Genomic DNA, 23153 nt, shown 5'->3' on the forward strand with positions numbered 1-23153 from the left:
CGGCGCTCCGCATACACGCAGAAGCAGCGGCGCGGCGGACGGGCAGAAGGGGAGACTGGCAGGGTACGACGATGTTTCACAGGGCAACTCCGCGGTCGGACGTAGATGACAAACCAATGACGCACCGCCGCCCGTCCGACCAGAACGAGGCAGTGCGTCAATGGGCTCGCCAAACCGACCCGGTCGAACGCGCCATGACCCGCAGGCCAAGTATGTTGACGCGCTCATCCTTCAAAGGATGAAGGAAGTCGGGACACGACAAGGCCGCAAAAAACAAAAGGGCTTAGCGCATTCTGCGTAAGCCCTTGAACGAGATCGACTCTCTATGGTGCGCCCGGCTGGGATCGAACCAGCAACCCCTGCCTTCGGAGGGCAGTACTCTATCCATTGAGCTACGGGCGCTTCAACACGAAAGCGCGGCAACCAGAACGGATGCGACGCCAAAGCGAGACCGAAAGGATACCCGGTTTCGGCCACACCGTCCACCGGACGGCCCCAATGACGGCATTCGGCGGCTTTCCGACAACCCTCGCGATGCGGGTAAACGCCTGCTGAACACCCCGCCGCGCCCCTCGCCGCCGTCGAAATGTTCCGTCTATAATCGTCCGTGGCTGATTAAAGAACAAGAAGTTGCCGTCACGCTGTACCGCTCACATACCCACGGAGACGAGACAAGCATGAGCGAAGCACCACACGGAGCCCCGATCAAAACCCCCGGACAGCTCGTCGCCGCGATCATTGCCAGTTTTGCGGTACCGATCGTCATCATCGTTCTGCTAGTGATCTACGTCGACAATTCGACGCGCACCGGCGCCGGCACCGACTCTCTCTCCGAAGCCGAGGTCACCGCCCGCATCAAGCCGTTCGCCCAGGTCGACATTCGCGACGCCAACGCGCCGCGCGTCTACAAGAGCGGCGAGGAAGTCTACAAGGCCGTGTGCTCCGCGTGTCACGCGTCGGGTGCGGCAGGCGCGCCGAAATTTACCAATGCTGCCGACTGGGCGCCGCGCATCGCGCAAGGCTTCGATACGCTGCTGCACACTGCCCTCACCGGTAAAGGCGCGATGCCGCCGCGCGGCGGCACCAGCCCGGACGACTACAGCGATTTTGAGATCGCCCGCGCGGTCGCCTATATGGCCAACAACTCCGGCGGAAGCTTCCCTGAACCGGCTCAGCCGGCAGCAGGCGCCGCTGCGGCCTCCGGTGCAGCAGCGGCAGCGCCGGCCGGCGCTTCCGACGCGGGCGCGGCTCAGGCCGCCGCAGCGATGGCCGCCATGGCCAGCGTGCCGCAAGCGGCCGCGCCGGCAGCGGGCGGCACGCAAAGCGCGGACGCGTCGCAAGCCGGCAAGGCGTTGTATCAGCAGGTTTGCCAGGCCTGTCACGCGGCTGGCGTGCTGAATGCACCGAAATTCGGCGACAAGGACGCCTGGGCACCGCGTCTGAAAGAGCCAATGGACACGGTCTATAACTACGCGCTGCACGGCAAGGGCGCGATGCCTCCGAAGGGCGGCTCGACTGCCTCCGACGCGGACGTGAAGGCCGCCGTCGACTACATGGTCAGCGCGGTGAAGTAAGACGCACCGCTCGCGGCGTTTGCCGCGTGACAAAAAATCCCTGCACCGTGGCGACGCGGCGCAGGGATTTTTTTATATCTCGGCCAACAGACACGCCTACGAGATTCGCGTTATGCGCCAGGTTGGGCGCTGTCCGCGAGCGGCTGCGCACTCGACGTTTCGAAGCGCCCACTCAAGGCTTCTGCAACAGCGCCTTCAAACTCGCGAGCCGGTCTTTCGGCGACATCGGCGCTTCTTCGGGCGTCGGCGGCGGGGCATCGTCGAGCAGCATTTCGGGGATGAAGCGCGACGGCTCGCACACCACCGTTTCACGCGCGCGCTTGCGCTTCTTGCACCAGTTCAGATGCAGGCTGCGTTGTGCACGCGTGATCGCCACGTACATCAGCCGGCGTTCTTCTTCGATGCGCGCGTCGTCGATCGGCTCGTCGTCCGGACCGCCGCGATGCGGCATGATGCCTTCCTCGACGCCCACCAGAAACACGTGCGGATACTCCAGGCCCTTCGACGCATGCACCGTCGAAAGCCGCACCGCGTCGGGATCTTCCTCGCGGCCTTCGAGCATCGACATCAGCGCCACGGTCTGGATCAGGCCGAGCAGACTCTTGCCGGAGTCGCCGAGACCGTCGGCGGTGTCGTAGCCGGTGGCTTCGTCGTTCGCCGCGCCCGCGGGCTCAGCCTTGGTGCCTTTGCGCTTGAGCCACTCCATGAACTCCAGCACGTTTTGCCACTTGGCCTGCGCCTGGCGTTCGTCGAACGCATCGTACAGATAAGCCTCGTAGTGGATCGCATCCATCAGTTCGTCGAGCAGCGTGCCGGCGGCATCCTTCTCGGCACGATCGGTGAGGCGCTGCATGAAGTCGCAGAACACGCGCATGGGTTCGATCTGCCGTGGCGACAGACGCGCCTCGATGCCGCCCATGTACACGGCCTCGAATAGCGACACCTTGGCCTGGCCCGCGAACGAGCCGAGCGCCTCGAGCGTCGTATTGCCGACGCCGCGCCGCGGCGTGGTGATCGCGCGGATGAACGCGGGGTCGTCGTTCGCGTTGGCGATCAAGCGCAGATAAGCGCAGATGTCCTTGATCTCGGCTTTGTCGAAGAACGATTGGCCGCCGGACAGCACATACGGAATCCGTTCACGCCGCAACACCTGCTCGAAAATGCGCGCCTGGAAGTTGCCGCGATACAGGATCGCGTAGTCGCGGAAATTCGCGCGCCGCTCGAACTTGTGTGCCGACAGGCGAAACACCACGGACTCGGCCTCGTGCTCTTCGTCGTTGCACGGCGTGACGGTGATCGTGTCGCCCATGCCGTGTTCGGACCACAGCTTCTTTTCGAACAGCTTCGGATTGTTCGCGATCACGTTGTTCGCGGCGGTCAGAATGCGCACCGTCGAGCGATAGTTCTGCTCCAGCTTGATCAGATGCAGCTTCGGAAAATCCTTGCTGAGCTGGCCGAGATTCTCGAGCGTCGCGCCGCGCCAGCCGTAGATCGCCTGATCGTCGTCGCCAACCGCTGTGAACGCCGCGCGCTTGCCGGCCAGCAGTTTCACCAGTTCGTACTGGCAGGCATTGGTGTCCTGATACTCGTCGATCAGCAGATAGCGCAATTTGTTCTGCCAGCGGTCGCGCACCTGCTCGTTCTTTTCGAAGAGTTCGGCGGGCAGACGGATCAGGTCGTCGAAATCGACCGCCTGATACGCATGCAGCGTCGCCACGTAATTGCGGTAGACGATCGCGGCCTGATGTTCGTCCTCGTTCGCGGCGATCGCGATCGCCTGCTCGGGCATGATCATGCCGTTCTTCCACAGCGAGATGATCGACTGGATCTTGCGGATAAAGCCCTTGTCCGTCGAACCGACCTGCTCCTGGATCATGCCGAAGCAGTCGTCCGAATCCATGATCGAGAACTGCGGCTTCAGGCCGACGTGCTCCGCTTCCTGCCGCAGAATCTGCACGCCGAGCGAGTGGAAAGTGCAGACCGTCAACTGATTGACGGGCACTTTGCGGCCTTCCTTGCCGGGCGTGGTCAGCGTCTTGCCTTCGAGCAGCTTGCCCACGCGCTCGCGCATTTCCAATGCGGCCTTGTTCGTGAACGTGACAGCGGCGATGTGACGTGGCTCGAAGCCCTTGGCCTCGATCAGGTGCGCGATCTTCTGCGTGATCACGCGCGTCTTGCCGCTGCCTGCGCCGGCGAGCACGAGACACGGACCGTCAAGATAACGGACCGCTTCATTTTGAGCGGGGTTCAGGCCTGCGGACATCGTCTGTGGATGGGTGATGCGGTTGAAAGCAGCGGTTGAGGGCGTAGCGGCGCGGCGACTGCCGGCCGAAGGCCCGGGGGCATGCTGCGCGGCCCCGGCGGCTGGAACGGGTGCCCTGCGCGGTGCGAGGGTGTTCCGGCCCGCTGCGGTTCGCGCGAGAGGAGCGATGTTAACACGGATGCATGCAACGGATGCCCGCCTCATAAAAGCAATATCCGATCAACATGCGCCGAGCCGACGACGCTGACGGTCCACCTTCAGGACATGCCACAATTGCGGTGTTGCGCGCCGTCGCCGCGGTGGCAAAGCGGCGCGCCGATTTTGCAGGAAGACAAGCATGTCCGCATCGCTGAAGATTGGATTGATGGGTTACGGTTTCGCCGGCGCGACCTTCCATGCGCCGGTGATCGAGCACTGCGGCCGCGCGAGCGTCGCGGCCATTGCCACGAGCCAACCCGAGCGCGCGCTCGCCGACTATCCGCATACAAAGGTGGTGGCCGACCTCGACGCGCTGCTGGCGCTCGAAGAAATCGACTGCATCGTGATCGCCACGCCGAACGATACGCACTTCGACCTGGCGCGCCGCACGCTGGAAGCGGGCAAGCACGTGGTGGTCGACAAACCGGTCACGCTGAACGCCGCCGACGCCCACACGCTGGCCAACATCGCGCTCGCCCGGAGCAAACTCTTCATACCGTTTCACAACCGTCGCTGGGACGGCGATTTTCTGACCGTGCGCGACCTGCTCGCGAGCGGCGAATTGGGACGGATCACGCAATACGAATCGCATTTCGACCGTTTCCGGCCGGAGGTGCGACAGCGCTGGCGCGAGGAAGCGTCGCGCGGCGGCGGCTTGCTGCTGGACCTCGGGCCGCATCTGATCGACCAGACGCTGGCCCTGTTCGGCGCGCCGCAAACCGTGTCGGCCACCGTGCGCACGCATCGCGACGACGCCGGCGCACCCGACTACGTGCATATCCAGCTCGGCTACGGTGAGTTCGAAGTGGTGCTGCACGCCAGCGCGTTGACGGCACTGGTCGCGCCGCGCTTCACCATTCACGGCACGCGCGGCAGCTATATGAAATACGGCCTCGATACGCAGGAAGATCAGTTGAAGGCGGGCCTGCGGCCGGGCGACGAGGGTTTCGGCGCCGGCAATGCCGCCGGTGTGCTGCGCGTGCAGGAAGGCGATCAGGAAGTCGAGCGCGAGTTGCCGACGCGCAATGGCGACTACACCGGGTTCTACATCGCGGTGGCCGACGCCATCCAGCACGGCGTGAAATTCCCGGTCAGCGCACAGGACGCCGTCGACGTAATGACGGTTATCGAGCTTGCGGCGCGCAGTTCGGAAGAAGGCGTCCGGCTGCCGTTTGAGCGGATTCGCTGACGATTTGGCCGGCATGTCGAAACGGCTTGTGTACCTAAAATAGCACTCGCCACCCATGCCGCGCGGGCCAAACCCTGACAAGCCCGAAAGGAACATAACGTTACAAATAAGGCCGCGCTGCCGGTCAGCGCGGCCCGGCAGTCATCCGTTGCTGCCGGGTAGCACCACACAACGACAATGACTTCCGGAGAGTCCATGCCCCGTACTATCCGCGCGCTCGCCGCGTGCGCCTTGCTCAGTTCCCTCGCCGCCTGTGTGGTGGCGCCTCAACCCCAGCCGGCGCCTCGTCCCAACCCGCAACAGATCGCGGATCAGCGCCTGCGTCAGGTCGACGGCCGCATCGACAATCTCAGCCGCCGGATCGACAACCGCGTGAATCAGGGCTATTACCCGCCGCCCCAAGGCGGCGCGCTGCATCATCGTCTAGACGTGATCCGTCAGGAAGCGCACGACATGGCCGCGCAACATGGCGGCGGCCTCTCCAGCGACGAACAGCGCGTGCTGAATCAGGAGCTGGACAACGCGGCGCACGCCATCGGCGAATAGTCGCGCCACGCGTCAGGTCAGGCACCAAAAGCGGCACGAGCGCGGCATCACGTCCCGCGCTTTTTTTGACAGGCGCGAGAGCGGTGCGTCAACCGCCGCGCCGCTCGCGGGCCTTTATTTGACAAGCCCCCGGCCCTCGCGTACATTCGCCGCACGCGTCGGGAGAGCGCGCTGGCCGCTGAAAATCGCAGGCCGCGCCGCCGAAGGGGCACACCCGCAAACTCTCAGGCAAAAGGACCGACCGCGTCGAAAAACCCGCGTCCAGGCAACATCGAGGCACTCGTTTTTCGCACTCTGGAGAGCGGCAGTAGCCGTCTGCATCGTTTAATCGAGCAGATTCTGGCAAGCTGCCCACCGAAGGGGCGCGCGTTTCACCGCGGCACGTCAATGTGATCACGGTGGCGCAATCTCTCAGGTATCGAGGACAGAGGGGTCATGCAGGACCACGCTCGCAGCCAGAAGGCCGCGAGGCGTAGCGCCGCATGGCCTTTTTTGTTTCGCGAGATGCCCGAGGCCCCATGACCCAACTCAAACACACCCCGCTCCACGCCACCCACCGTGCGCTCAATGCCCGCATGGTCGATTTCGGCGGCTGGGACATGCCTGTCAATTACGGCTCGCAAATCGACGAACACCGCGCCGTGCGCACCGACGCCGGCATGTTCGACGTCTCGCACATGTGCGTCGTCGATTTCACCGGCGAGCGCGTGCGCGCCTTCTTCGAATACGCGCTGGCGAACAATGTCGCCAAACTGCAAACGCTCGGCCGCGCACTGTACTCCTGCCTGCTGAACCCGGACGGCGGCGTGATCGACGATCTGATTGTCTATTACTTCGGCGAAGATCACTTCCGCGTGGTCGTGAACGCTGGCACCACTGATAAAGACATCGCCTGGTTCGGCCAGCTCAACGCCGAAGGCGGCTTCGGCCTGACCATCACGCCGCGTCGCGACTTTGCGATCGTCGCCGTGCAAGGCCCGAACGCACGCGAAAAAGTCTGGCAAACCGTGCCGGCCGCGCGCGCCGCCACGGAAGCCTTGAAGCCCTTCAACGCCGCTCGCATCGAAAACACGCCGTTCGGTGAATTGACCGTCGCCCGCACCGGCTACACCGGCGAAGACGGCTTCGAAATCATCGTGCCGGCGGATCACGTCGAAGCGCTGTGGAACGCGCTGCAAGCCCAAGGCGTGCGCCCGGCCGGTCTCGGCGCGCGCGACACGCTGCGCCTCGAAGCCGGCATGAACCTGTACGGCCAGGATATGGACGACAACGTCTCGCCGCTCGACGCCGGCCTCGCCTGGACCGTCGACCTCACCTCGCCGCGTGACTTCGTCGGCAAAGGCAAGCTGGAAGCGGACGGTTCGCAGGCCGCGTTCGTCGGCCTGATTCTGCTGAAGGACAACGGCAAGGCGGCAGGCGTGCTGCGTGCTCATCAGAAAGTCGTCACGCCGCAGGGCGAAGGCGAAATCACCAGCGGCACCTTTTCCCCGACCATGCAGGAATCGATCGCCTTCGCGCGCGTGCCGAAGGGCGTGCAGCCGGGCGACACCGTGCACGTTCAGATTCGTGACAAAAACGTCCCTGCAAGCGTGGTAAAACTGCCGTTCGTGCGCAATGGCAAAGTGCTCGCGGTTTAAGCAACCGGCGCGTTCGTCCACTTTTTTCAAGTCACTACCGAATCACACCGCATAGGAGCATCCGATGAGCATCCCGGCCGATCTGAAATACACCGAATCGCACGAATGGGTCCGCACCGAAGCGGACGGCACGCTGACGGTCGGCATCACCGACCACGCGCAGGAAGCGCTCGGCGACATCGTCTTCTTCGAAGTCCAGGAACTGGGCAAGACCGTCACGGCAGGCGACACCGTCGCCGTCATCGAATCGGTGAAAGCCGCTTCCGATATCTACGCGCCGGTTTCGGGCGAAATCATCGAAGCGAACACCGCCGTGGCCGACACGCCTGATTCGGTCAACAGCACGCCGTACGAAAGCTGGCTCTTCAAGATCAAGCCGGCTGCGGACGCCACGCAGGACCGTCTGATCGACGCCGACGCGTACACCAAGTCAATCGGCGCCTGATTCACCTTTACGTTTAACCCGACAGGTGCGGCGTCCTTTTCGAACGGACAGCCGCACCGCCAGGAACACCCATGAAGCTCGAACACCCGGATCGTCTGATGAACCGCACTCCTCTCTCGCTCGCCGCGCTCGAAGTGCATGACGCCTTCGCCGAACGGCACATCGGCCCGGACGCGGCCGACCAGCACGCGATGCTCGAAGCCCTCGGCTTCGCGTCGCGCGCCGCGCTGATCGACGCCGTCATTCCGAAGACGATCCGCCGCACCGAAACGCTGCCGCTCGGCCCCTTCGCGCAACCGAAGAGCGAAGCGGAAGCGCTCGCCGCGCTGCGCGAACTCGCGGACAAGAACCAGGTGTTCCGCTCGTACATCGGGCAGGGCTATTACAACGCGCACACGCCGACGGTGATTCTGCGTAACGTGCTGGAAAATCCGGCGTGGTACACCGCGTACACGCCGTACCAGCCGGAAATCTCGCAAGGCCGTCTGGAAGCGCTGTTGAACTTCCAGCAGATGATCGTCGACCTGACGGGTCTGGCGATCTCGAATGCGTCGCTGCTCGACGAAGCCACCGCTGCCGCTGAAGCTATGACGCTGCTGCAACGCATCAGCAAGCCGAAGTCGAACGTGTTCTACGTGGCCGACGACGTGCTGCCGCAAACCATCGAAGTGGTGAAGACGCGCGCCACGCCGGTCGGCATCGAAGTGAAAGTGGGCCCGGCTGCGGAAGCGGCGAACGCGAATGCGTTCGGTGTGCTGCTGCAATACCCCGGCGTGAACGGCGACGTGCGCGACTACCGCGCGCTCACCGAAGCAATCCATGCAGCGGGCGGCCACGTGGTGGTCGCCGCCGACCTGCTCGCGCTGACCGTCCTCACGCCGCCGGGCGAATGGGGCGCGGACGTGGCCGTCGGTAACACGCAGCGCTTTGGCGTGCCGGTCGGCTTCGGCGGCCCGCATGCGGCATACCTCGCCGTGCGCGACGAATTCAAGCGTCAGATGCCGGGCCGTCTCGTCGGCGTGACCGTCGACGCGCAAGGCAACCCCGCATTGCGTCTCGCGCTGCAAACGCGTGAGCAACATATCCGCCGCGAAAAGGCCACCTCGAACGTGTGTACCGCGCAAGCGCTGCTCGCGATCATGGCCAGCATGTACGCCGTCTATCACGGCCCGCACGGTCTGAAGACGATCGCGCTGCGCGTGAACCGCATCGCCGCGTTGCTGGCGGAAGGCGCGAAGCAGCTCGGCTACACGCTCACCAACGAAACGTTCTTCGACACGCTCACGTTCGAATCCGGCGCGCGTACGCAAGCGCTGCACGACGCCGCGCAAGCGAAGCGCATCAATCTGCGCCGCGTGAGCGACACGCAAGTCGGCCTGTCGATTGACGAAACCACCACGCGCCGCGATCTGGCCGATCTGCTCGAAGTGTTCGCGCAAGCCGCGGGCGCGAAAGACGTGCCGCAAGTCGACACGCTCGACGAAAAGCTTGCCGCGTCGAACACGGCGTCGGTCCCCGCCGCGCTCGAACGCACCAGCGCGTACCTCACGCACCATGTGTTCAACCGTCACCATTCGGAAACGGAAATGCTGCGCTATGTGCGCAGCCTGTCGGACAAGGATCTTGCGCTCGACCGCTCGATGATTCCGCTCGGCTCGTGCACGATGAAGCTGAACGCGACCTCGGAAATGCTGCCGGTCACGTGGCCTGAATTCGGCCAGATCCATCCGTTCGCGCCGGCTGAGCAAACCGTCGGCTACCGCGAAATGATCGATCAGCTCGAAGAGATGCTGGTCGCGGCCACCGGTTACGCTGCCGTGTCGCTGCAGCCGAACGCCGGCTCGCAAGGCGAATACGCCGGCCTGTTGATCATTCACGCGTATCACGCGTCGCGCGGCGAAGCGCATCGCAATGTCTGCCTGATTCCTGCTTCGGCGCACGGCACGAACCCGGCGTCGGCGCAGATGGCCGGCATGCAGGTGGTCGTGGTGGCGTGCGACGCGCAAGGCAACGTCGATATCGAAGACCTGCAGAAGAAGGCCGATCAGCACGCCGACAAACTCGCGGCGATCATGATCACGTATCCGTCCACGCATGGCGTGTTCGAGCAGAACGTGCGTGAAATCTGCGAGATCGTGCACGCGCACGGCGGCCAGGTGTATGTGGACGGCGCGAACATGAACGCGATGGTCGGCCTGACCGCGCCGGGTCAGTTCGGCGGCGACGTCTCGCACCTGAACCTGCACAAGACCTTCTGTATTCCGCACGGCGGCGGCGGCCCGGGCGTCGGGCCGGTCGCGGTCGGCGCGCATCTCGCGCAGTTCCTGCCGAACCAGATCTCGTCGGGCTATGAACGCGCGCCGAACGGCATTGGCGCGGTGTCGGGCGCGCCGTACGGTTCGGCGTCGATCCTGCCGATCTCGTGGATGTATATCGCGATGATGGGCGCGAAGAATCTCACCGCCGCGACCGAAACCGCGATCCTCAACGCGAACTACGTCGCGAAGAAACTCGCGCCGCATTATCCGGTGCTGTATTCGGGCCCGGGCGGACTGGTCGCGCACGAATGCATTCTCGATCTGCGTCCGATCAAGGAAACCAGCGGCATCACCGTGGACGACGTCGCCAAGCGTCTCGCCGACTACGGCTTCCACGCGCCGACAATGAGCTTCCCGGTGCCGGGCACGCTAATGGTCGAGCCGACCGAATCGGAATCGAAGGAAGAACTCGACCGTTTCATCGAAGCGATGATCGCGATCCGCGAGGAAATCCGCGCCGTCGAAGAAGGCCGCTCGGACCGCGAAGACAATCCGCTGAAGCACGCGCCGCACACGGCAGCGGTGGTCATCGCGAATGACTGGAAGCACGCGTATGCGCGCGAAACCGCGGCGTATCCGCTGCCCACGCTGATCGCGAAAAAGTACTGGCCACCGGTCGGCCGCGCGGACAACGTGTACGGCGACCGCAACCTGTTCTGCTCCTGCGTGCCGATCGCCGACTACGAGTAAGCTGGACAGTTATCGCGCATCGCCCGTTGCCTCGAAAAGAGGCGGCAGGGCGGTGCGTGGTTCTGTCCTCGGTTCTCTGTCGCTCCTGGCCGCAAACGGCTAACATCACACACCGAATCAGCCTAACGAGGAGTTTCGCATGGCGCGAAAGGTGCGATTGATGCAAAGCCGGACCGAAGCAACGCGAGCGCCGACATGGCGGCAAGCCTGCACGCTGCTGTTGGCTGGCGCAGCCGTGCTGCTGCCGCTGCGGCAAGCACAGGCCGCGATGAATTTTTGTGCGGCGCCCGCCCTGCAAACCAGCGAACGCACGAACGCCGATCCCGGCGTGAAAGCGCTGGTGAGCAATGTGCAGGCGCATCTGAACGATCAGCCGCATGCGCTGGCGAAACTGCACACCGAAGGCACGCTGCCGCACGAGGGCATTTACGACCAGAGCGTCGAAGCGGAGAAAGATCTCGATCTGTTGCGCGACGCCGCGCTCGCCTGGCGCGCCACCAGCGACGACCGCTATCTCAAGCTCGTCGACCGCTTGTTGTTTGCCTGGGTCACGACCTATCAACCGAGTTTCAATCCGATCGACGAAACCCGTTTTGAAGGACTGATTCTCGCGTACGACATGACGGCAAGTGCGTTGCCGGTGAAAACGCGCAATGCGTCGATGGCGTTCCTGACGAAACTCGCGAACGGCTACATCGGCCAAATCGACGCGCAACCTCGGCCGCTCAAAGGGACGTTCAAGAACAACTGGCAGAGTCATCGGATCAAACTGATTGCGATGGCCGCGTTCACGCTCGATAACCGCAAGATGATCAACGCGGCGCAGCGTCTGTTTGTCGAGCATATCGGCGACAACATCGAGCCAGATGGTTCGACAATCGATTTCAGCGAACGCGACGCGCTGCATTATGTCACCTACGATCTGCAGCCACTCGTGACGGCCGCGCTCGCCGCGCGCCGCCATAACCGTAACTGGCTGCCGGAAAAGGGCGCGGACGGCGCCTCGCTGCAAGCCGCGCTCAACTGGCTGGAGCCGTATGCGGCCGGCAGCAAGACGCATGAAGAATTCGTGCATTCGAGCGTTCCGTTCGATGCAAGACGTCGCGAGGCCGGCTTGCCCGGCTATTCGGGTCAGTGGGACCCGAAGAACGCGACGGAACTGTTTCACCTGGCGGCGCGCCTCGACGGGCGCTATACGCCGATCGCGCTGCAGCTCGCACCGACGCCGCCCGCGTGGCTCGCCGTGTGTTTGCCGCTGTCGGCGCGGTAAACCAACTCATCATCAGCAGGGAGCAGTAAATGGCAGTCAGCGTGTTCGACCTCTTCAAAATCGGCATTGGTCCGTCCAGTTCGCATACGGTCGGGCCGATGCGCGCGGCGCTGATGTTCGCACACGGGCTCGAACGCGATGGGCTGCTCGCTGCGACCGCATCGGTGAAAGTGGATCTGTACGGCTCGCTCGGCGCGACGGGCAAGGGGCACGGCACCGATCGCGGCGTCATGCTCGGCCTGATGGGCGATGCGCCCGACACTGTGGACCCGGACACGATCGTTGAACGGCTCGAAGCCGTGCGCCTGTCCCGCAAGCTGGCGCTGCTCGGCACGCACGAGGTGCCGTTCGTGCAGAAGGATCACATTTCGTTTTATCGTCAGGCGCTGCCCGAGCATCCGAATGGTCTGAAGTTGCGCGCGTTCGACGCGCAGGGCGAAACGTTGCGGGAATCGACCTATCTGTCGGTGGGTGGCGGCTTCGTGGTCACGGCTGGCGCGCCGAACACGAAGGTGCTGAGCGCCGTCGATCAACTGCCGCATTCGTTTCGCAGCGGCAACGAGTTGCTCGCGCTGTGCGAATCCACCGGCAAGAGCATCGCTCAACTGATGTGGGACAACGAGCGCGTCTGGCATACGGAAGAAGAGACGCGCGCGGGCTTGCTGAAGATCTGGGACGTGATGCAATCGTGTGTATCGCGAGGTTGCGGCATCAACAATCCGGACGCCGACGGTAACTTGCCCGGTCCGTTCCAGGTGAAGCGTCGCGCGCCGCAGTTGTATCGCGCGCTGTCGGGCAATCCTGAACTGGCATTGCGCGATCCGCTGTCGATGATCGACTGGATCAATCTCTATGCGATCGCCGTCAACGAAGAAAACGCCGCCGGCGGACGCGTGGTGACAGCGCCGACCAACGGGGCGGCCGGCATCATCCCGGCCGTGCTGCATTACTACACGCGTTTCATGCCGGGCTCGAATCAGCAAGGCGTGATCGACTTCCTGATGACCGCCGCGGCGATCGGTATTCTGTACAAGCTGAACGCGTCGATTTCCGGCGCCGAAGTGGGTTGCCAGGGCGAAGTGGGCGTCGCGTGTTCGATGGCGGCGGGCGCGCTTGCTGCCGTCATGGGCGGCACGCCACGCCAGGTCGAGAACGCCGCGGAAATCGGCATGGAGCACAACCTTGGGCTGACGTGCGATCCGGTCGGCGGCATGGTGCAGATTCCGTGCATCGAACGCAATGCGATGGCATCGGTGAAGGCGGTCAATGCGGCGCGCATGGCTTTGCGCGGCGATGGCAGCCATTACGTGTCGCTCGATTCGGTGATCAAGACCATGCGCGAAACCGGCGCGGATATGAAGACCAAGTACAAGGAAACGTCGCGCGGCGGGTTGGCGGTGAATATCGTCGAGTGTTGAGTTGCGCGCTTTCCGGGCTTTACGATGAATGACGACGCGGGCTATAAGGCTCGCGTTTTTATTCGCGCGGCACGTGATGCGCGAGCACCAAGGTTGCGCTGCGCCGTGACAGCGCAGCCGCGCTCGGCGTAAGCTGTCGAAGCGCCGCATCGGCTAGCGTCCTGCCGACGGCGGCATCCTCACATCGCACTCATGCACTGCCTGGAGGCTTCACCGCAATGTCGCAGCCGAATGCTCCTGTTTCCGGTTCCGCCGCCGCTCAAACCACTGGCGCGCGTCTCGTCGTCGATGCTTTGCTCACGCACGGTGTCGAGCGTGTTTTCTGTGTGCCTGGCGAGAGTTTTCTTGCCGTGCTGGATTCGCTGCACGACGAGACCGAACGCATCCAGACCATTGTTTGCCGTCACGAAGCGGCTGCGGCGAATATGGCGGAGGCCGTCGGCAAATTGACCGGCCGGCCAGGCGTCGCACTCGTCACACGCGGACCGGGTGCCACGCATGCGTCGATCGGCGTGCACACCGCGTTCCAGGATTCCACGCCGATGATTCTGCTGATCGGCCAATGCGCGCGCGAGCATCTCGACCGCGAGGCATTCCAGGAGATCGACTATCGGCGCATGTTCGGTCAGATGGCGAAGTGGGTCGCACAAATCGACGATCCGAAACGCATTCCCGAATATCTCAGCCATGCGTTTCACACGGCGACTTCCGGGCGTCCAGGGCCCGTGGTGTTGTCGTTGCCGGAAGACGTGTTGAGCGATGCATGCGAAGCCGTGGCCGGCGCGCCGGCGTATCAGCGCGTCGCGGCGTCACCGTCGGCGGCGCAGATCGAGAAGTTGCGCGTATTGCTAGAAGGCGCGCAACGGCCGATGGTGATTGCGGGCGGCAGCGGCTGGACGCCTGCTGCGTGCGCGGACTTTCGACGCTTCGTCGAAAACTGGCAACTGCCGGTTGGACTCGCGTTCCGCTTTCAGGACACACTCGACAACGAGCATCCGAACTATGCCGGCGACGTCGGCTTGGGTATCAATCCGGCGCTGGCGCAACGTATCCGCGACGCCGACGTGCTGCTCGCAATCGGACCGCGTTTGGGCGAAGCGACGACCAACGGCTACACGCTGCTCGACATTCCGAAGACCAAACAAACGCTCGTGCATGTGCATCAAGGTGCGGAGGAATTGGGCCGCGTGTATGCGGCGGATCTGCCGATCGTTTCCGGCATGCCAGAGCTGGCAGCGCTGCTTGCGGAGTTGAAGCCTTCGTCCGATAAACTCGCCTGGTCGGGCGCGACGGACGAGGCGCATCGAGCGTATCTCGACTGGCGCAAACCGCGTCAGATTCCTGGCGACGTGCAGATGGGCGAAGTGATCCAGCAGTTGCGCGCGCATCTACCGGACGACGCGATTCTCACCAACGGTGCGGGCAATTACGCGACGTGGCTGCATCGGCACTTTTCGTATCGCCATTACCGTTCGCAACTCGCGCCGACGAGTGGCGCGATGGGCTACGGCGTGCCGGCGGCGATCGCGGCGAAGTCGATGTATCCGCAACGCGCTGTCGTTGCGCTGGCCGGCGACGGCTGCTTCATGATGGCCGCGCAAGAACTCGCGACGGCGATGCAGTATGACCTGCATGTGCTGTTCATTGTGGTGAATAACGGTCACTTCGGCACGATCCGCATGCATCAGGAGCGGCACTATCCGAACCGCGTGCATGGCACCGGGCTCACCAATCCGGATTTCGCAGCGTTCGCGCGTTCGTTCGGCGCGCATGGTGAGACGGTGGAGCGGACTGAGGATTTTCTGCCTGCGCTAAAGCGTTCGATGGAGGCGAAGTGCGCGGCGGTGATCGAGATTCGCATGCCGCAGGAAGCGAGCACGCCGGGCGCGACGTTGGAACAGATTCGTGAGCAGGGGAGGAAGATGCGAGGGGAGTAGTTGCGTTGTCGTGCCATTCGGCAGGCGACGTCGCGAAGTACCAAACAAAAAGCCCTGCGTTCGAAAACCGCAGGGCTTTTTTTGCATCGGCTGCCGCGTCAAACCATCACGCGGCAGCCGAGTGCTCTAGCAGGCAGAGCTGCTTACTTCCCACCCACGCTTTGCAGCGTCGTCCACTTGCCGTCGACAACCTTGTACAGCGTGATGCCGCCGTTCTTCAGGTCGCCCTTGCTGTCGTACGCGAGGTTCGACGCCGTCACTGCCGGCATCGAGGTCTTCGCGAGCACCGGCAGGTACTTGGCCGGATCGGTCGAGTTCGCCTTCTTCATTGCGTCGAACATGGCCATTGCGCCGTCGTAAGCGTACGGCGAGTACGTTTGCACGTCTTCGTTGAAACGCTTCTTGTACTTCGCGACGTAGTCCTTGCCGCCCGGCATTTCTTCCAGCGGCAGGCCGGCGAGCGATGCTACCGTGCCGTTCGCCGCGTCACCCGCGATCTGGATGAACGTCGGCGTGTGGACCATTTCGCCGCCCATCAGCGGCGCCTTGATGCCCAGTGCCTTCATCTGCTTGACCATCGGTGCCGCTTGCGAATCCGCGCCGCCGTAGTAGATCAGATCCGGTTGCACCGACTTCAGCTTGGTCAGGATCGACTTGAAGTCGACGGCCTTGTCGTTGGTGTATTCACGATCGACGATCTGGCCGCCCGCTGCCTTCGCTGCCTTTTCGAACTGATCCGCCAGACCTTGGCCGTAGGCCGTGCGGTCGTCGACGATCACGATCTTCTTCATGCCCAAGGTCTTCACCGCGAACGTGCCGGCGACCGAACCTTGCTGCGTGTCGGACGTCATCATGCGGAACGTGGTCTTGAAGCCTTGTTGCGTGTATTCCGGCGCCGTCGCCATTGCGATTTCGGGGATGCCCGCGTTCGCGTAAATGCGCGAAGCCGGGATCGTGGTGCCCGAGTTGAAGTGGCCGAGCATGCCCTTGATGCCGTCATCCACCAGCTTCTGTGCAACCGTCGTGCCGGTGCGCGGGTCAGCCTGGTCGTCGGCCGAATCCAGCACGAAGCGGACTTGCTTGCCGCCGATCACCGGCTTGGTCGCGTTCATGTCTTCCACTGCCAGCGTGATGCCGTTCTGGAAGTCCTTGCCGTAGTGCGCCTGCGCGCCCGTCATCGGGCCGGCGAAGCCGACCTTCACATCTTCCGTCGATTGAGCATTGGCCGTCCCCGCCAGCGACATCGCTGCAACCAGTGCAGCGCCTGCCAGCTGTTTCATCTTGTGTTGCATAGCTTCTCCTTGGTACCAGGTGTGGATGGAGCGGTTTCGGGGTCGCCGTACCGCTTCCTTCTTTTTTGAAAAGATCGTTAAGGTTCGCTCAACCGATCGTCATCAAATTCGCATTACCGCCGGCTGCTGCCGTATTCACGCTGACCGAGCGTTCCGTCAACAGACGCTCGAGCGCGTAATCCTCATCGCCGCTTTCCAACGCGCGTGCCGCGACGCCCTGCACCGAAACGATCGGGCCCGGACGCTTCGCGACTTCCTTCACCAGCGCCAGCAGTTCGTCGCTATCGCCTTCGAACAGCACGGCGTCGAACGGCGTGTCAGCGCTCTTCTTCACGCTCGCATGTGACTTCAGCGATGCGGGCAACTGCGCCACCAATTGTTCACCAGCAGCGCCTTCGAACAACGCGCGATTTCCCGTAGCCAGCGCCGCGGCGAACTGCACGCGCGCACCGCTCGCCGTCGATGCAACACACAGCACCGTGCCGCGCGCGCCGAGCGTGTACGTGTTGCGCTCGCCAGTCGGTCCCGACAGTACCGCGGTGGCGCCCGCCGGCACATGCGACAGATAGCCGTCGCAGCGTGCGGCCAGCACCGGCTGTTGTTCAGCAATCAGCCAGTCGCGATACGCCGTCAACGCAGCGGACGGATTGTCGCTGTTTTCTGCTGCGTGCGGTACATCCGCGACCAATGCCTGTGCGAGCGACTTCGGCAAACCGGCCGGACGCGTCGCCAATAAACGCTGCAGATACAGCGCGCCGCCCGCTTTCGGACCCGTGCCCGACAAACCTTCACCGCCGAACGGCTGCACACCCACCACAGCACCGATCACATTGCGGTTCACATAAATGTTGCCGACGTGAGCGCGGCTGATCACGTGAGCGATGGTTTCATCGATGCGCGTATGGATGCCGAGCGTCAGGCCGTAGCCGGTCGTGCGGATCTGTTCCAGCAGCTTGTCGAGCTGGCTGCGGCGATAACGCACCACGTGCAGCACCGGGCCGAACACTTCGCGCTTCAATTCGTCGATGCTGTCGAGTTCGATCAGCGTCGGCGGAACGAAGGTGCCTTGTGCGCAACCGTCGGGCATCGGCAGTTGCTCGACCTTGCGGCCTTTCTCGCGCATCGCCGCGACGTGCGAGTCGATGCCGCGTTTCGCGTCGAGGTCGATCACCGGACCGACATCGATCGACAGACGATCCGGATTGCCCACGGCGAGTTCGCGCATCGCGCCGGTCAGCATCTCCAGCGTGCGGTCCGCAACATCGTCCTGCAGACAAAGAACGCGCAGCGCGGAACACCGTTGACCGGCGGAGTCGAAAGACGATTGCAGCACGTCCGCGACCACCTGTTCAGCCAGCGCCGACGAGTCGACGATCATCGCGTTCTGGCCGCCCGTTTCGGCGATCAGCGGAATCGGCTTGCCGTCCGGATCGAGGCGGCTCGACAGCGTCTTGTTGATGAGGCGCGCCACTTCCGTCGAACCGGTGAACATCACCGCGCGGGTGCGCGGATCGGCCACCAACGCAGCGCCCACCGTTTCACCATTGCCCGGCAGCAGTTGCACTGCGCCCGCCGGCACGCCGGCTTCGCGCAGAATGCGCACGGCTTGCGCGGCGATCAGCGGCGTTTGTTCAGCCGGCTTCGCGAGCACGGTGTTGCCGGCAGCAAGCGCCGCGGCTACCTGGCCCATGAAAATCGCCAACGGGAAATTCCACGGGCTGATACAGACCACCGGACCGAGCGGGCGATGCGTGTCGTTGGAGAACTCGTCGCGAATCTGCGTGGAGTAATAGCGCAGGAAGTCGATTGCTTCGCGGATTTCCGCGACCGCGTTGGCCAGCGACTTGCCGGCTTCACGCACCACCAGACCCATCAGCGTATGCATCTGCGCTTCGAGCAGATCGGCGGCACGCGCGAGGCAATCGGCGCGCGCTTCGACCGGCGTGGCTTGCCAGATCGGTGCAGCGGCGACGGCATGCGCCAGCGCGGCGCTCACATGCTCCGGCGTCGCTTCGACGACCGTGCCGACGAGGTCGCGATGATCCGCCGGATTGCGCACGTCGCGTGCGACGCCAACGGCAATCTCGTTGTCCTCGAGCATCGGCGCGGCACGCCACGGATGATGCGCGCTCGCCAGCAACGCCGACGACAGCGACGCCAGCCGATGCTCGTTCGACAGATCGAGACCCATCGAATTGAGACGCTCGGCGCCGTACAGGTTGCGCGGCAGCGGAATCTTCGCGTGCGGCGCGCCGAGCGGCACGATCTTCGAGGCTTCGTCGACCGGGTCGGCGATCAGGTCCTTGATCGCGACGCTTTCATCGGCAATGCGATTCACGAACGACGTGTTCGCGCCGTTTTCCAGCAAGCGGCGCACGAGGTACGCGAGCAGCGTTTCATGCGTGCCGACCGGCGCATACACGCGGCACGGACGGTTCAGCTTGTCGCGGCCGGTGACTTCCTCGTACAGCGGCTCCCCCATGCCGTGCAGGCACTGGAACTCGTACTGGCCGGGATAGTAGTTGTTGCCCGCGAGGTGATAGATCGCCGAGAGCGTGTGCGCGTTGTGCGTGGCGAACTGCGGATAGACCGCGTCGGGCGCGCTCAGCAGTTTTTTCGCGCACGCCAGGTACGACACGTCCGTGTAGATCTTGCGCGTGTAGACCGGATAGCCTTCGAGGCCGTCCACTTGCGCGCGCTTGATTTCGGTGTCCCAGTACGCGCCCTTCACGAGGCGCACCATGATGCGGTGACGGCTACGGCGCGCCAGATCGATGATGTAGTCGATCACGAACGGGCAGCGCTTCTGATACGCCTGCACCACGAAGCCGATGCCGTTCCAGCCGGCCAGTTCCGGATCGAAGCACAACGCTTCGAGCAGGTCGAGCGAGATTTCGAGGCGGTCGGCTTCTTCGGCGTCGATGTTCAGGCCGATGTCGTAGCGGCGCGCGAGGATCGCGAGCGAGCGCACGCGCGGCAGCAGTTCGCTCATCGTGCGTTCCTGCTGCGAACGCGAGTAGCGTGCGTGCAGCGCGGAGAGCTTGATCGAGATGCCCGGGCCTTCGTAGATGCCACGGCCGCCGGCAGCCTTGCCGATCGCGTGGATCGCCTGTTCGTACGACGCGTAGTAACGCTGCGCGTCAGCTTCGGTGGTGGCCGCTTCGCCCAGCATGTCATACGAGTAGCGGAAGCCGCGCGCTTCGTACTTGCGGCTATTGGCCAGCGCTTCGGAGATATTCTCACCCGTGACGAACTGCTCGCCCATCAGTCGCATCGCCATATCGACGCCCTTGCGGATCAGCGGCTCGCCGCCCTTGCCGATCAAACGCGTGAGCGCCGACGAGAGACTCGTTTCGCTATTGGTCGTCACCAGCTTACCGGTAATCATCAAGCCCCAGGTCGCGGCGTTGACGAACAGCGACGGCGCCTGGCCGACGTGCGATTTCCAGTCGCCCTTGCTGATCTTGTCGCGGATCAGCGCGTCGCGCGTGGCGCGGTCGGGAATGCGCAGCAGCGCTTCGGCGAGGCACATCAGCGCCACGCCTTCCTGGCTCGACAGCGAGAACTCGTGGATCAGCCCTTCGACGCCACCGCCCTTGCTCTTCGTACGCAGCGTCTCGACGAGCTTGCCGGCCATGGTCTGCACATCGCCCGCGAGGTTCGCCGGCAAGCGCGCCTGACCAAGCAGGAACGGCAAGCATTCCGGCTCCGGACGACGGTAAGCGGCCGTGATCGCCGCGCGCAGCACCGACTGCGGTTGCACGTTTTGCGCGAACTCGAGGAACGGGTGCGACGCGCCGTCTTCTTCCTGCTCGACCGTGGCGCCGTCGGCGAGATCCGCCGAGCCCGTCACGCCCGACAGCTCGGGCGGCAACTGACCGTGCTCGATCTTTTCGAGGTACGCGAAGATGGCCTGCTTGATGAGCCAGTGCGGAGTGCGTTCGAGACGAGTGGCGGCATCTTTCAGCCGGGAACGCAGGAGGTCGTCGACCTTGACGCCAAGGGTGGTGCTAGCCATGTTTCCTTCTTCGGATACCAGACGAATGTGCTGGAAAAAGACTAAAAGTTGGGCGAATCGTACGCCTCCCAATAAAAAGGTGCAACCATGTTAAACGCATGGTTGCACCCTGACGGGAGCCTTGTGCGGCGGGGGTTTGCGCTAGATGGCGCTGAGCGCGGGTACGGCGGTTGCGCTTAGTACTTTCCCTGGCGTGATTCTTTTTGCATTTACCCTTATCAGAACAGGTCGGCGCGCCGTTATACGGAACATAGCGGCACGCGGCCTCCGGGGACGCACAAAAAAACGGTACGGGGTTTTAGAGGACAGGCGAAATGGAAAAGTGGCTGGTGATATTGGGCATCTGGGCGATGTGCGCGACTTGCGCGGTGCTGTTCATCCGCGGCGCGACGCGTGGGCCGGGAAGGCGCGATGCCGAGGGACACACGCCCGCGGCATCGCGCGCATCGGCGAGCGACGCGCGGACCGCATTAAACGAGTGAATGGTCGCGTCCGGCGTTCCGTGCCGGACAGAGCGACGCCGATCTCCGGCTGGCACAGCGGCAGGACGCATGCACCGCCCGGCTCGACGCCGCGGCGTGGCTTAGGCGCGTGTCAATGTTGATGAAGCGGTTCGAACTGTGCGCAGCTGTCGCCGGGCGAAACGAGTTGATCGTGCAGCCGGCAAAGCCGGCTGTCCGCCACGCTCGCGCCGAACGCAGAACCGAACACCGCGAGACCCGGAATGCCCTGCTCTAACGAATCCCGATTCTCAGCGCGATACCGGCAGCCCGCGCAGCACGGCGCGCGCGTTTCTTCGCGCGCCTGTGCCGTGCTGTCGATGCGGCCCGCGTTGCGCATCACGAGCCCTGCCCCACGCTGTTCCAGTACGGCGCGAACACGTGCGCGGACAGCGCGTAGCCGATGGCGATATTGACCACCACGCCTACCGTAAAGGCGAGGAACGGCTTCAGGCCGGTGGCGGTGAGCGAGCGTAAGCGCGTGGTTAGCCCGATGCTCAGGAAGCAGAAAGTGAACGCCCACGTGCGCAACGCCGTAATCGGCGCGACGAATTCGGGCGTCACCACCTTGCGGTAATCTGCCAGTGAATAGTGGCTGGCAATCCACGTCACCAGCGCCGACGCGATCACGAAGCCGATCACGAACTTCGGAAAGCGCGCCCAGATCTCGCCGGCATTGGCCTTGGCTTTGACGCCGCTGTCTTGGGACTCCCAGCGCGTCGTCGCGACGATCGCCAGCACGAACGCCCAGATCCCGATCCAGATATCGCGGCCGACCACTTTCATCAGCGTGAACGCCTGCAATGACGCCTCCGGCGCGCCCGCAATCGCGCCGCCCGCATGCTTCGCGAAATCGCCATACGCTTGCGCGGCCGCGATGCCGGCGGCGTCGGCGAATTCCGACGTGCCTATCCAGGCGCCGGCGACCGCGGTCGACAGTCCGAGCGAGCGGGACGCGAACGGCAACACGAAGATCATCACGATCGCCCACAGCACGACCAGTGTAATCGCCACCGAAGCCTGTTCGCGCTTGGCCCGCACCGCGCCGGCAATCGCGATCGCCGCCGAGACGCCGCACACCGCGCCGCCGACGCCGAGCACGGCGGCAAAACGCCGGTCGAGGCCGAATGCCTTCGCGGCAAAGAAAATCACGAAGAAGGTGACAAGCGAGACGACGGTCGCCTGGCCGACCGCCACCGGTCCCGCCCACACCAGCAATGTGAACGGTAACGTCGCGCCGAGCAGCACGATACCGACCTTGATATAAAACTCGACGCGCAAGCCGGCAGAAATCCATTCAGGCAGCGTGAACACGTTCGAGATCAGCAGGCCCAGCGCCAGCGCGACGAGCGGCGGCTCGAGGTTGTACTTCGACGCGTTGACCCACGCGCCGAGCGTGAAAATCAGCGCCGACGCGATGAACAGAATCAGGAACGACGCCAGGAACGCGCCGATCCGCTGCTTCAGCGCTGCCAGGCTCACGCCGAATAGCAGGGCGAACGCGATAAACAGCGCGGCATAGTTGGGCAAACGCTTGCCGATATCCTGCGCGGCCTGCGCCACGCTCGACCATTTAGCCGGCGCCACCGCCAGCCACTTGATGCTCCTGCCCGACGCGAATAGCGCCCAGGCGACCACGATCACCAGCAGGCCGACCCACACTGCCCACCAGTCTTCAGTTGAAAAAAGTCCGCCACCGTGCGTGCTGTGCCGATTCGTCGGCGCCGCGCCGGGTTGCAGCGTCGGATTGGTATCGCTCATCGCCATGCCCCGAGGAAGTTGAGGTGCATCGGCGCGGGAATGTTGGAGTTTTGCCTGAAGGTGCGCCGATCCGGCGAAATATAGGCGAGCGGCGTCG

Annotated in this window: 15 protein-coding genes, 1 tRNA gene and 3 riboswitches; of the genes, 10 read left to right on the forward strand and 6 right to left on the reverse strand. The window is 63.8% G+C overall.

Annotation, left to right across the window (positions count from 1 at the left end):
• Nucleotides 1–93: 93 nt before the first annotated feature.
• A riboswitch (yybP-ykoY riboswitch) is annotated at nt 94–252 on the reverse strand.
• A 74-nt stretch (nt 253–326) separates the two neighbouring features.
• Nucleotides 327–402 (reverse strand) — tRNA-Arg (locus P0D96_RS06285).
• A gap of 275 nt (nt 403–677) precedes the next feature.
• Here P0D96_RS06285 and P0D96_RS06290 point away from each other — a divergent pair.
• Nucleotides 678–1574, forward strand: a complete 897-nt coding sequence (locus P0D96_RS06290; protein WP_132376553.1) for a c-type cytochrome — start codon at nt 678–680, stop codon at nt 1572–1574.
• Between the two features lie 172 nt (nt 1575–1746).
• Here the strand turns inward: P0D96_RS06290 and P0D96_RS06295 are convergent, their stop codons facing one another.
• The gene (locus P0D96_RS06295) at nt 1747–3837 is read right to left on the reverse strand and encodes a UvrD-helicase domain-containing protein (protein WP_408312484.1); all 2091 of its coding nucleotides are present in this window, start codon (nt 3835–3837) and stop codon (nt 1747–1749) included.
• A 337-nt stretch (nt 3838–4174) separates the two neighbouring features.
• Here P0D96_RS06295 and P0D96_RS06300 point away from each other — a divergent pair, with 337 nt between their 5' ends.
• From P0D96_RS06300 to P0D96_RS06335, 8 genes are all read left to right on the forward strand, one after another.
• Nucleotides 4175–5224 (forward strand): oxidoreductase, encoded by a 1050-nt coding sequence (locus P0D96_RS06300; protein ID WP_132376551.1) that lies wholly within the window; start codon nt 4175–4177, stop codon nt 5222–5224.
• Between the two features lie 195 nt (nt 5225–5419).
• Nucleotides 5420–5770, forward strand: a complete 351-nt coding sequence (locus P0D96_RS06305) for a hypothetical protein (protein ID WP_132376550.1) — start codon at nt 5420–5422, stop codon at nt 5768–5770.
• A 149-nt stretch (nt 5771–5919) separates the two neighbouring features.
• A riboswitch (glycine riboswitch) is annotated at nt 5920–6020 on the forward strand.
• 34 nt (nt 6021–6054) lie between these two features.
• Nucleotides 6055–6208, forward strand: a riboswitch (glycine riboswitch).
• Between the two features lie 80 nt (nt 6209–6288).
• Complete coding sequence (gcvT, locus tag P0D96_RS06310; protein ID WP_408312488.1) at nt 6289–7407, forward strand: glycine cleavage system aminomethyltransferase GcvT; 1119 nt, start codon at nt 6289–6291, stop codon at nt 7405–7407.
• 64 nt (nt 7408–7471) lie between these two features.
• On the forward strand, nt 7472–7852 hold the full coding sequence (gene gcvH / locus P0D96_RS06315) for a glycine cleavage system protein GcvH (RefSeq protein WP_012434788.1): 381 nt from the start codon (nt 7472–7474) through the stop codon (nt 7850–7852).
• A 71-nt stretch (nt 7853–7923) separates the two neighbouring features.
• Nucleotides 7924–10860 (forward strand): aminomethyl-transferring glycine dehydrogenase, encoded by a 2937-nt coding sequence (gene gcvP, locus P0D96_RS06320; protein ID WP_408312491.1) that lies wholly within the window; start codon nt 7924–7926, stop codon nt 10858–10860.
• Between the two features lie 139 nt (nt 10861–10999).
• On the forward strand, nt 11000–12130 hold the full coding sequence (locus tag P0D96_RS06325) for an alginate lyase family protein (protein ID WP_408284670.1): 1131 nt from the start codon (nt 11000–11002) through the stop codon (nt 12128–12130).
• A 29-nt stretch (nt 12131–12159) separates the two neighbouring features.
• On the forward strand, nt 12160–13548 hold the full coding sequence (locus tag P0D96_RS06330) for an L-serine ammonia-lyase (RefSeq protein WP_408284669.1): 1389 nt from the start codon (nt 12160–12162) through the stop codon (nt 13546–13548).
• Between the two features lie 218 nt (nt 13549–13766).
• The gene (locus tag P0D96_RS06335) at nt 13767–15485 is read left to right on the forward strand and encodes a thiamine pyrophosphate-binding protein (protein ID WP_408284667.1); all 1719 of its coding nucleotides are present in this window, start codon (nt 13767–13769) and stop codon (nt 15483–15485) included.
• Between the two features lie 143 nt (nt 15486–15628).
• Here the strand turns inward: P0D96_RS06335 and P0D96_RS06340 are convergent, their stop codons facing one another.
• Together P0D96_RS06340 and putA are read right to left on the reverse strand one after the other, a co-directional pair.
• Nucleotides 15629–16777, reverse strand: coding sequence for a branched-chain amino acid ABC transporter substrate-binding protein (locus tag P0D96_RS06340; RefSeq protein ID WP_132376545.1), 1149 nt, complete (start codon nt 16775–16777; stop codon nt 15629–15631).
• An 88-nt stretch (nt 16778–16865) separates the two neighbouring features.
• A complete protein-coding gene (putA, locus tag P0D96_RS06345; protein WP_408312494.1) occupies nt 16866–20795 on the reverse strand; it encodes a trifunctional transcriptional regulator/proline dehydrogenase/L-glutamate gamma-semialdehyde dehydrogenase in 3930 nt (1309 codons plus the stop codon).
• Between the two features lie 314 nt (nt 20796–21109).
• On the opposite strand from putA, the gene P0D96_RS06350 reads away from it, so the two are divergent.
• Entirely contained in the window at nt 21110–21277 is a 168-nt protein-coding gene (locus tag P0D96_RS06350) for a hypothetical protein (protein WP_165923883.1), read from the forward strand.
• Nucleotides 21278–21389: 112 nt separating this feature from the next.
• Here the strand turns inward: P0D96_RS06350 and P0D96_RS06355 are convergent, their stop codons facing one another.
• The gene (locus P0D96_RS06355; protein ID WP_408312690.1) at nt 21390–21635 is read right to left on the reverse strand and encodes a hypothetical protein; all 246 of its coding nucleotides are present in this window, start codon (nt 21633–21635) and stop codon (nt 21390–21392) included.
• Nucleotides 21635–23056: a YeiH family protein gene (locus P0D96_RS06360; RefSeq protein ID WP_408312497.1), complete on the reverse strand. Its 1422-nt coding sequence runs from the start codon at nt 23054–23056 to the stop codon at nt 21635–21637. Before P0D96_RS06360 ends, P0D96_RS06355 begins: the two co-directional genes overlap by 1 nt.
• Between the last annotated feature and the right edge of the window lie 97 nt (nt 23057–23153).

It is taken from the genome of Paraburkholderia sp. RL17-347-BIC-D, from assembly GCF_046027915.1.
In the GTDB taxonomy this organism is placed as follows: domain Bacteria; phylum Pseudomonadota; class Gammaproteobacteria; order Burkholderiales; family Burkholderiaceae; genus Paraburkholderia.

Excerpts from the sequence above, each read along its gene's own strand:
- P0D96_RS06335 (WP_408284667.1), top strand. The coding sequence starts at position 13,767 with ATGTCGCAGCCGAATGCTCCTGTTTCCGGTTCCGCCGCCGCTCAAACC.
- gcvT (WP_408312488.1), top strand. The coding sequence starts at position 6,289 with ATGACCCAACTCAAACACACCCCGCTCCACGCCACCCACCGTGCGCTC.
- P0D96_RS06330 (WP_408284669.1), top strand. The coding sequence starts at position 12,160 with ATGGCAGTCAGCGTGTTCGACCTCTTCAAAATCGGCATTGGTCCGTCC.
- P0D96_RS06350 (WP_165923883.1), top strand. The coding sequence starts at position 21,110 with ATGGAAAAGTGGCTGGTGATATTGGGCATCTGGGCGATGTGCGCGACT.
- P0D96_RS06290 (WP_132376553.1), top strand. The coding sequence starts at position 678 with ATGAGCGAAGCACCACACGGAGCCCCGATCAAAACCCCCGGACAGCTC.
- P0D96_RS06355 (WP_408312690.1), bottom strand. The coding sequence starts at position 21,635 with ATGCGCAACGCGGGCCGCATCGACAGCACGGCACAGGCGCGCGAAGAA.
- P0D96_RS06300 (WP_132376551.1), top strand. The coding sequence starts at position 4,175 with ATGTCCGCATCGCTGAAGATTGGATTGATGGGTTACGGTTTCGCCGGC.
- putA (WP_408312494.1), bottom strand. The coding sequence starts at position 20,795 with ATGGCTAGCACCACCCTTGGCGTCAAGGTCGACGACCTCCTGCGTTCC.
- P0D96_RS06360 (WP_408312497.1), bottom strand. The coding sequence starts at position 23,056 with ATGAGCGATACCAATCCGACGCTGCAACCCGGCGCGGCGCCGACGAAT.
- gcvH (WP_012434788.1), top strand. The coding sequence starts at position 7,472 with ATGAGCATCCCGGCCGATCTGAAATACACCGAATCGCACGAATGGGTC.
- P0D96_RS06305 (WP_132376550.1), top strand. The coding sequence starts at position 5,420 with ATGCCCCGTACTATCCGCGCGCTCGCCGCGTGCGCCTTGCTCAGTTCC.
- P0D96_RS06340 (WP_132376545.1), bottom strand. The coding sequence starts at position 16,777 with ATGCAACACAAGATGAAACAGCTGGCAGGCGCTGCACTGGTTGCAGCG.
- P0D96_RS06295 (WP_408312484.1), bottom strand. The coding sequence starts at position 3,837 with ATGTCCGCAGGCCTGAACCCCGCTCAAAATGAAGCGGTCCGTTATCTT.
- gcvP (WP_408312491.1), top strand. The coding sequence starts at position 7,924 with ATGAAGCTCGAACACCCGGATCGTCTGATGAACCGCACTCCTCTCTCG.
- P0D96_RS06325 (WP_408284670.1), top strand. The coding sequence starts at position 11,000 with ATGGCGCGAAAGGTGCGATTGATGCAAAGCCGGACCGAAGCAACGCGA.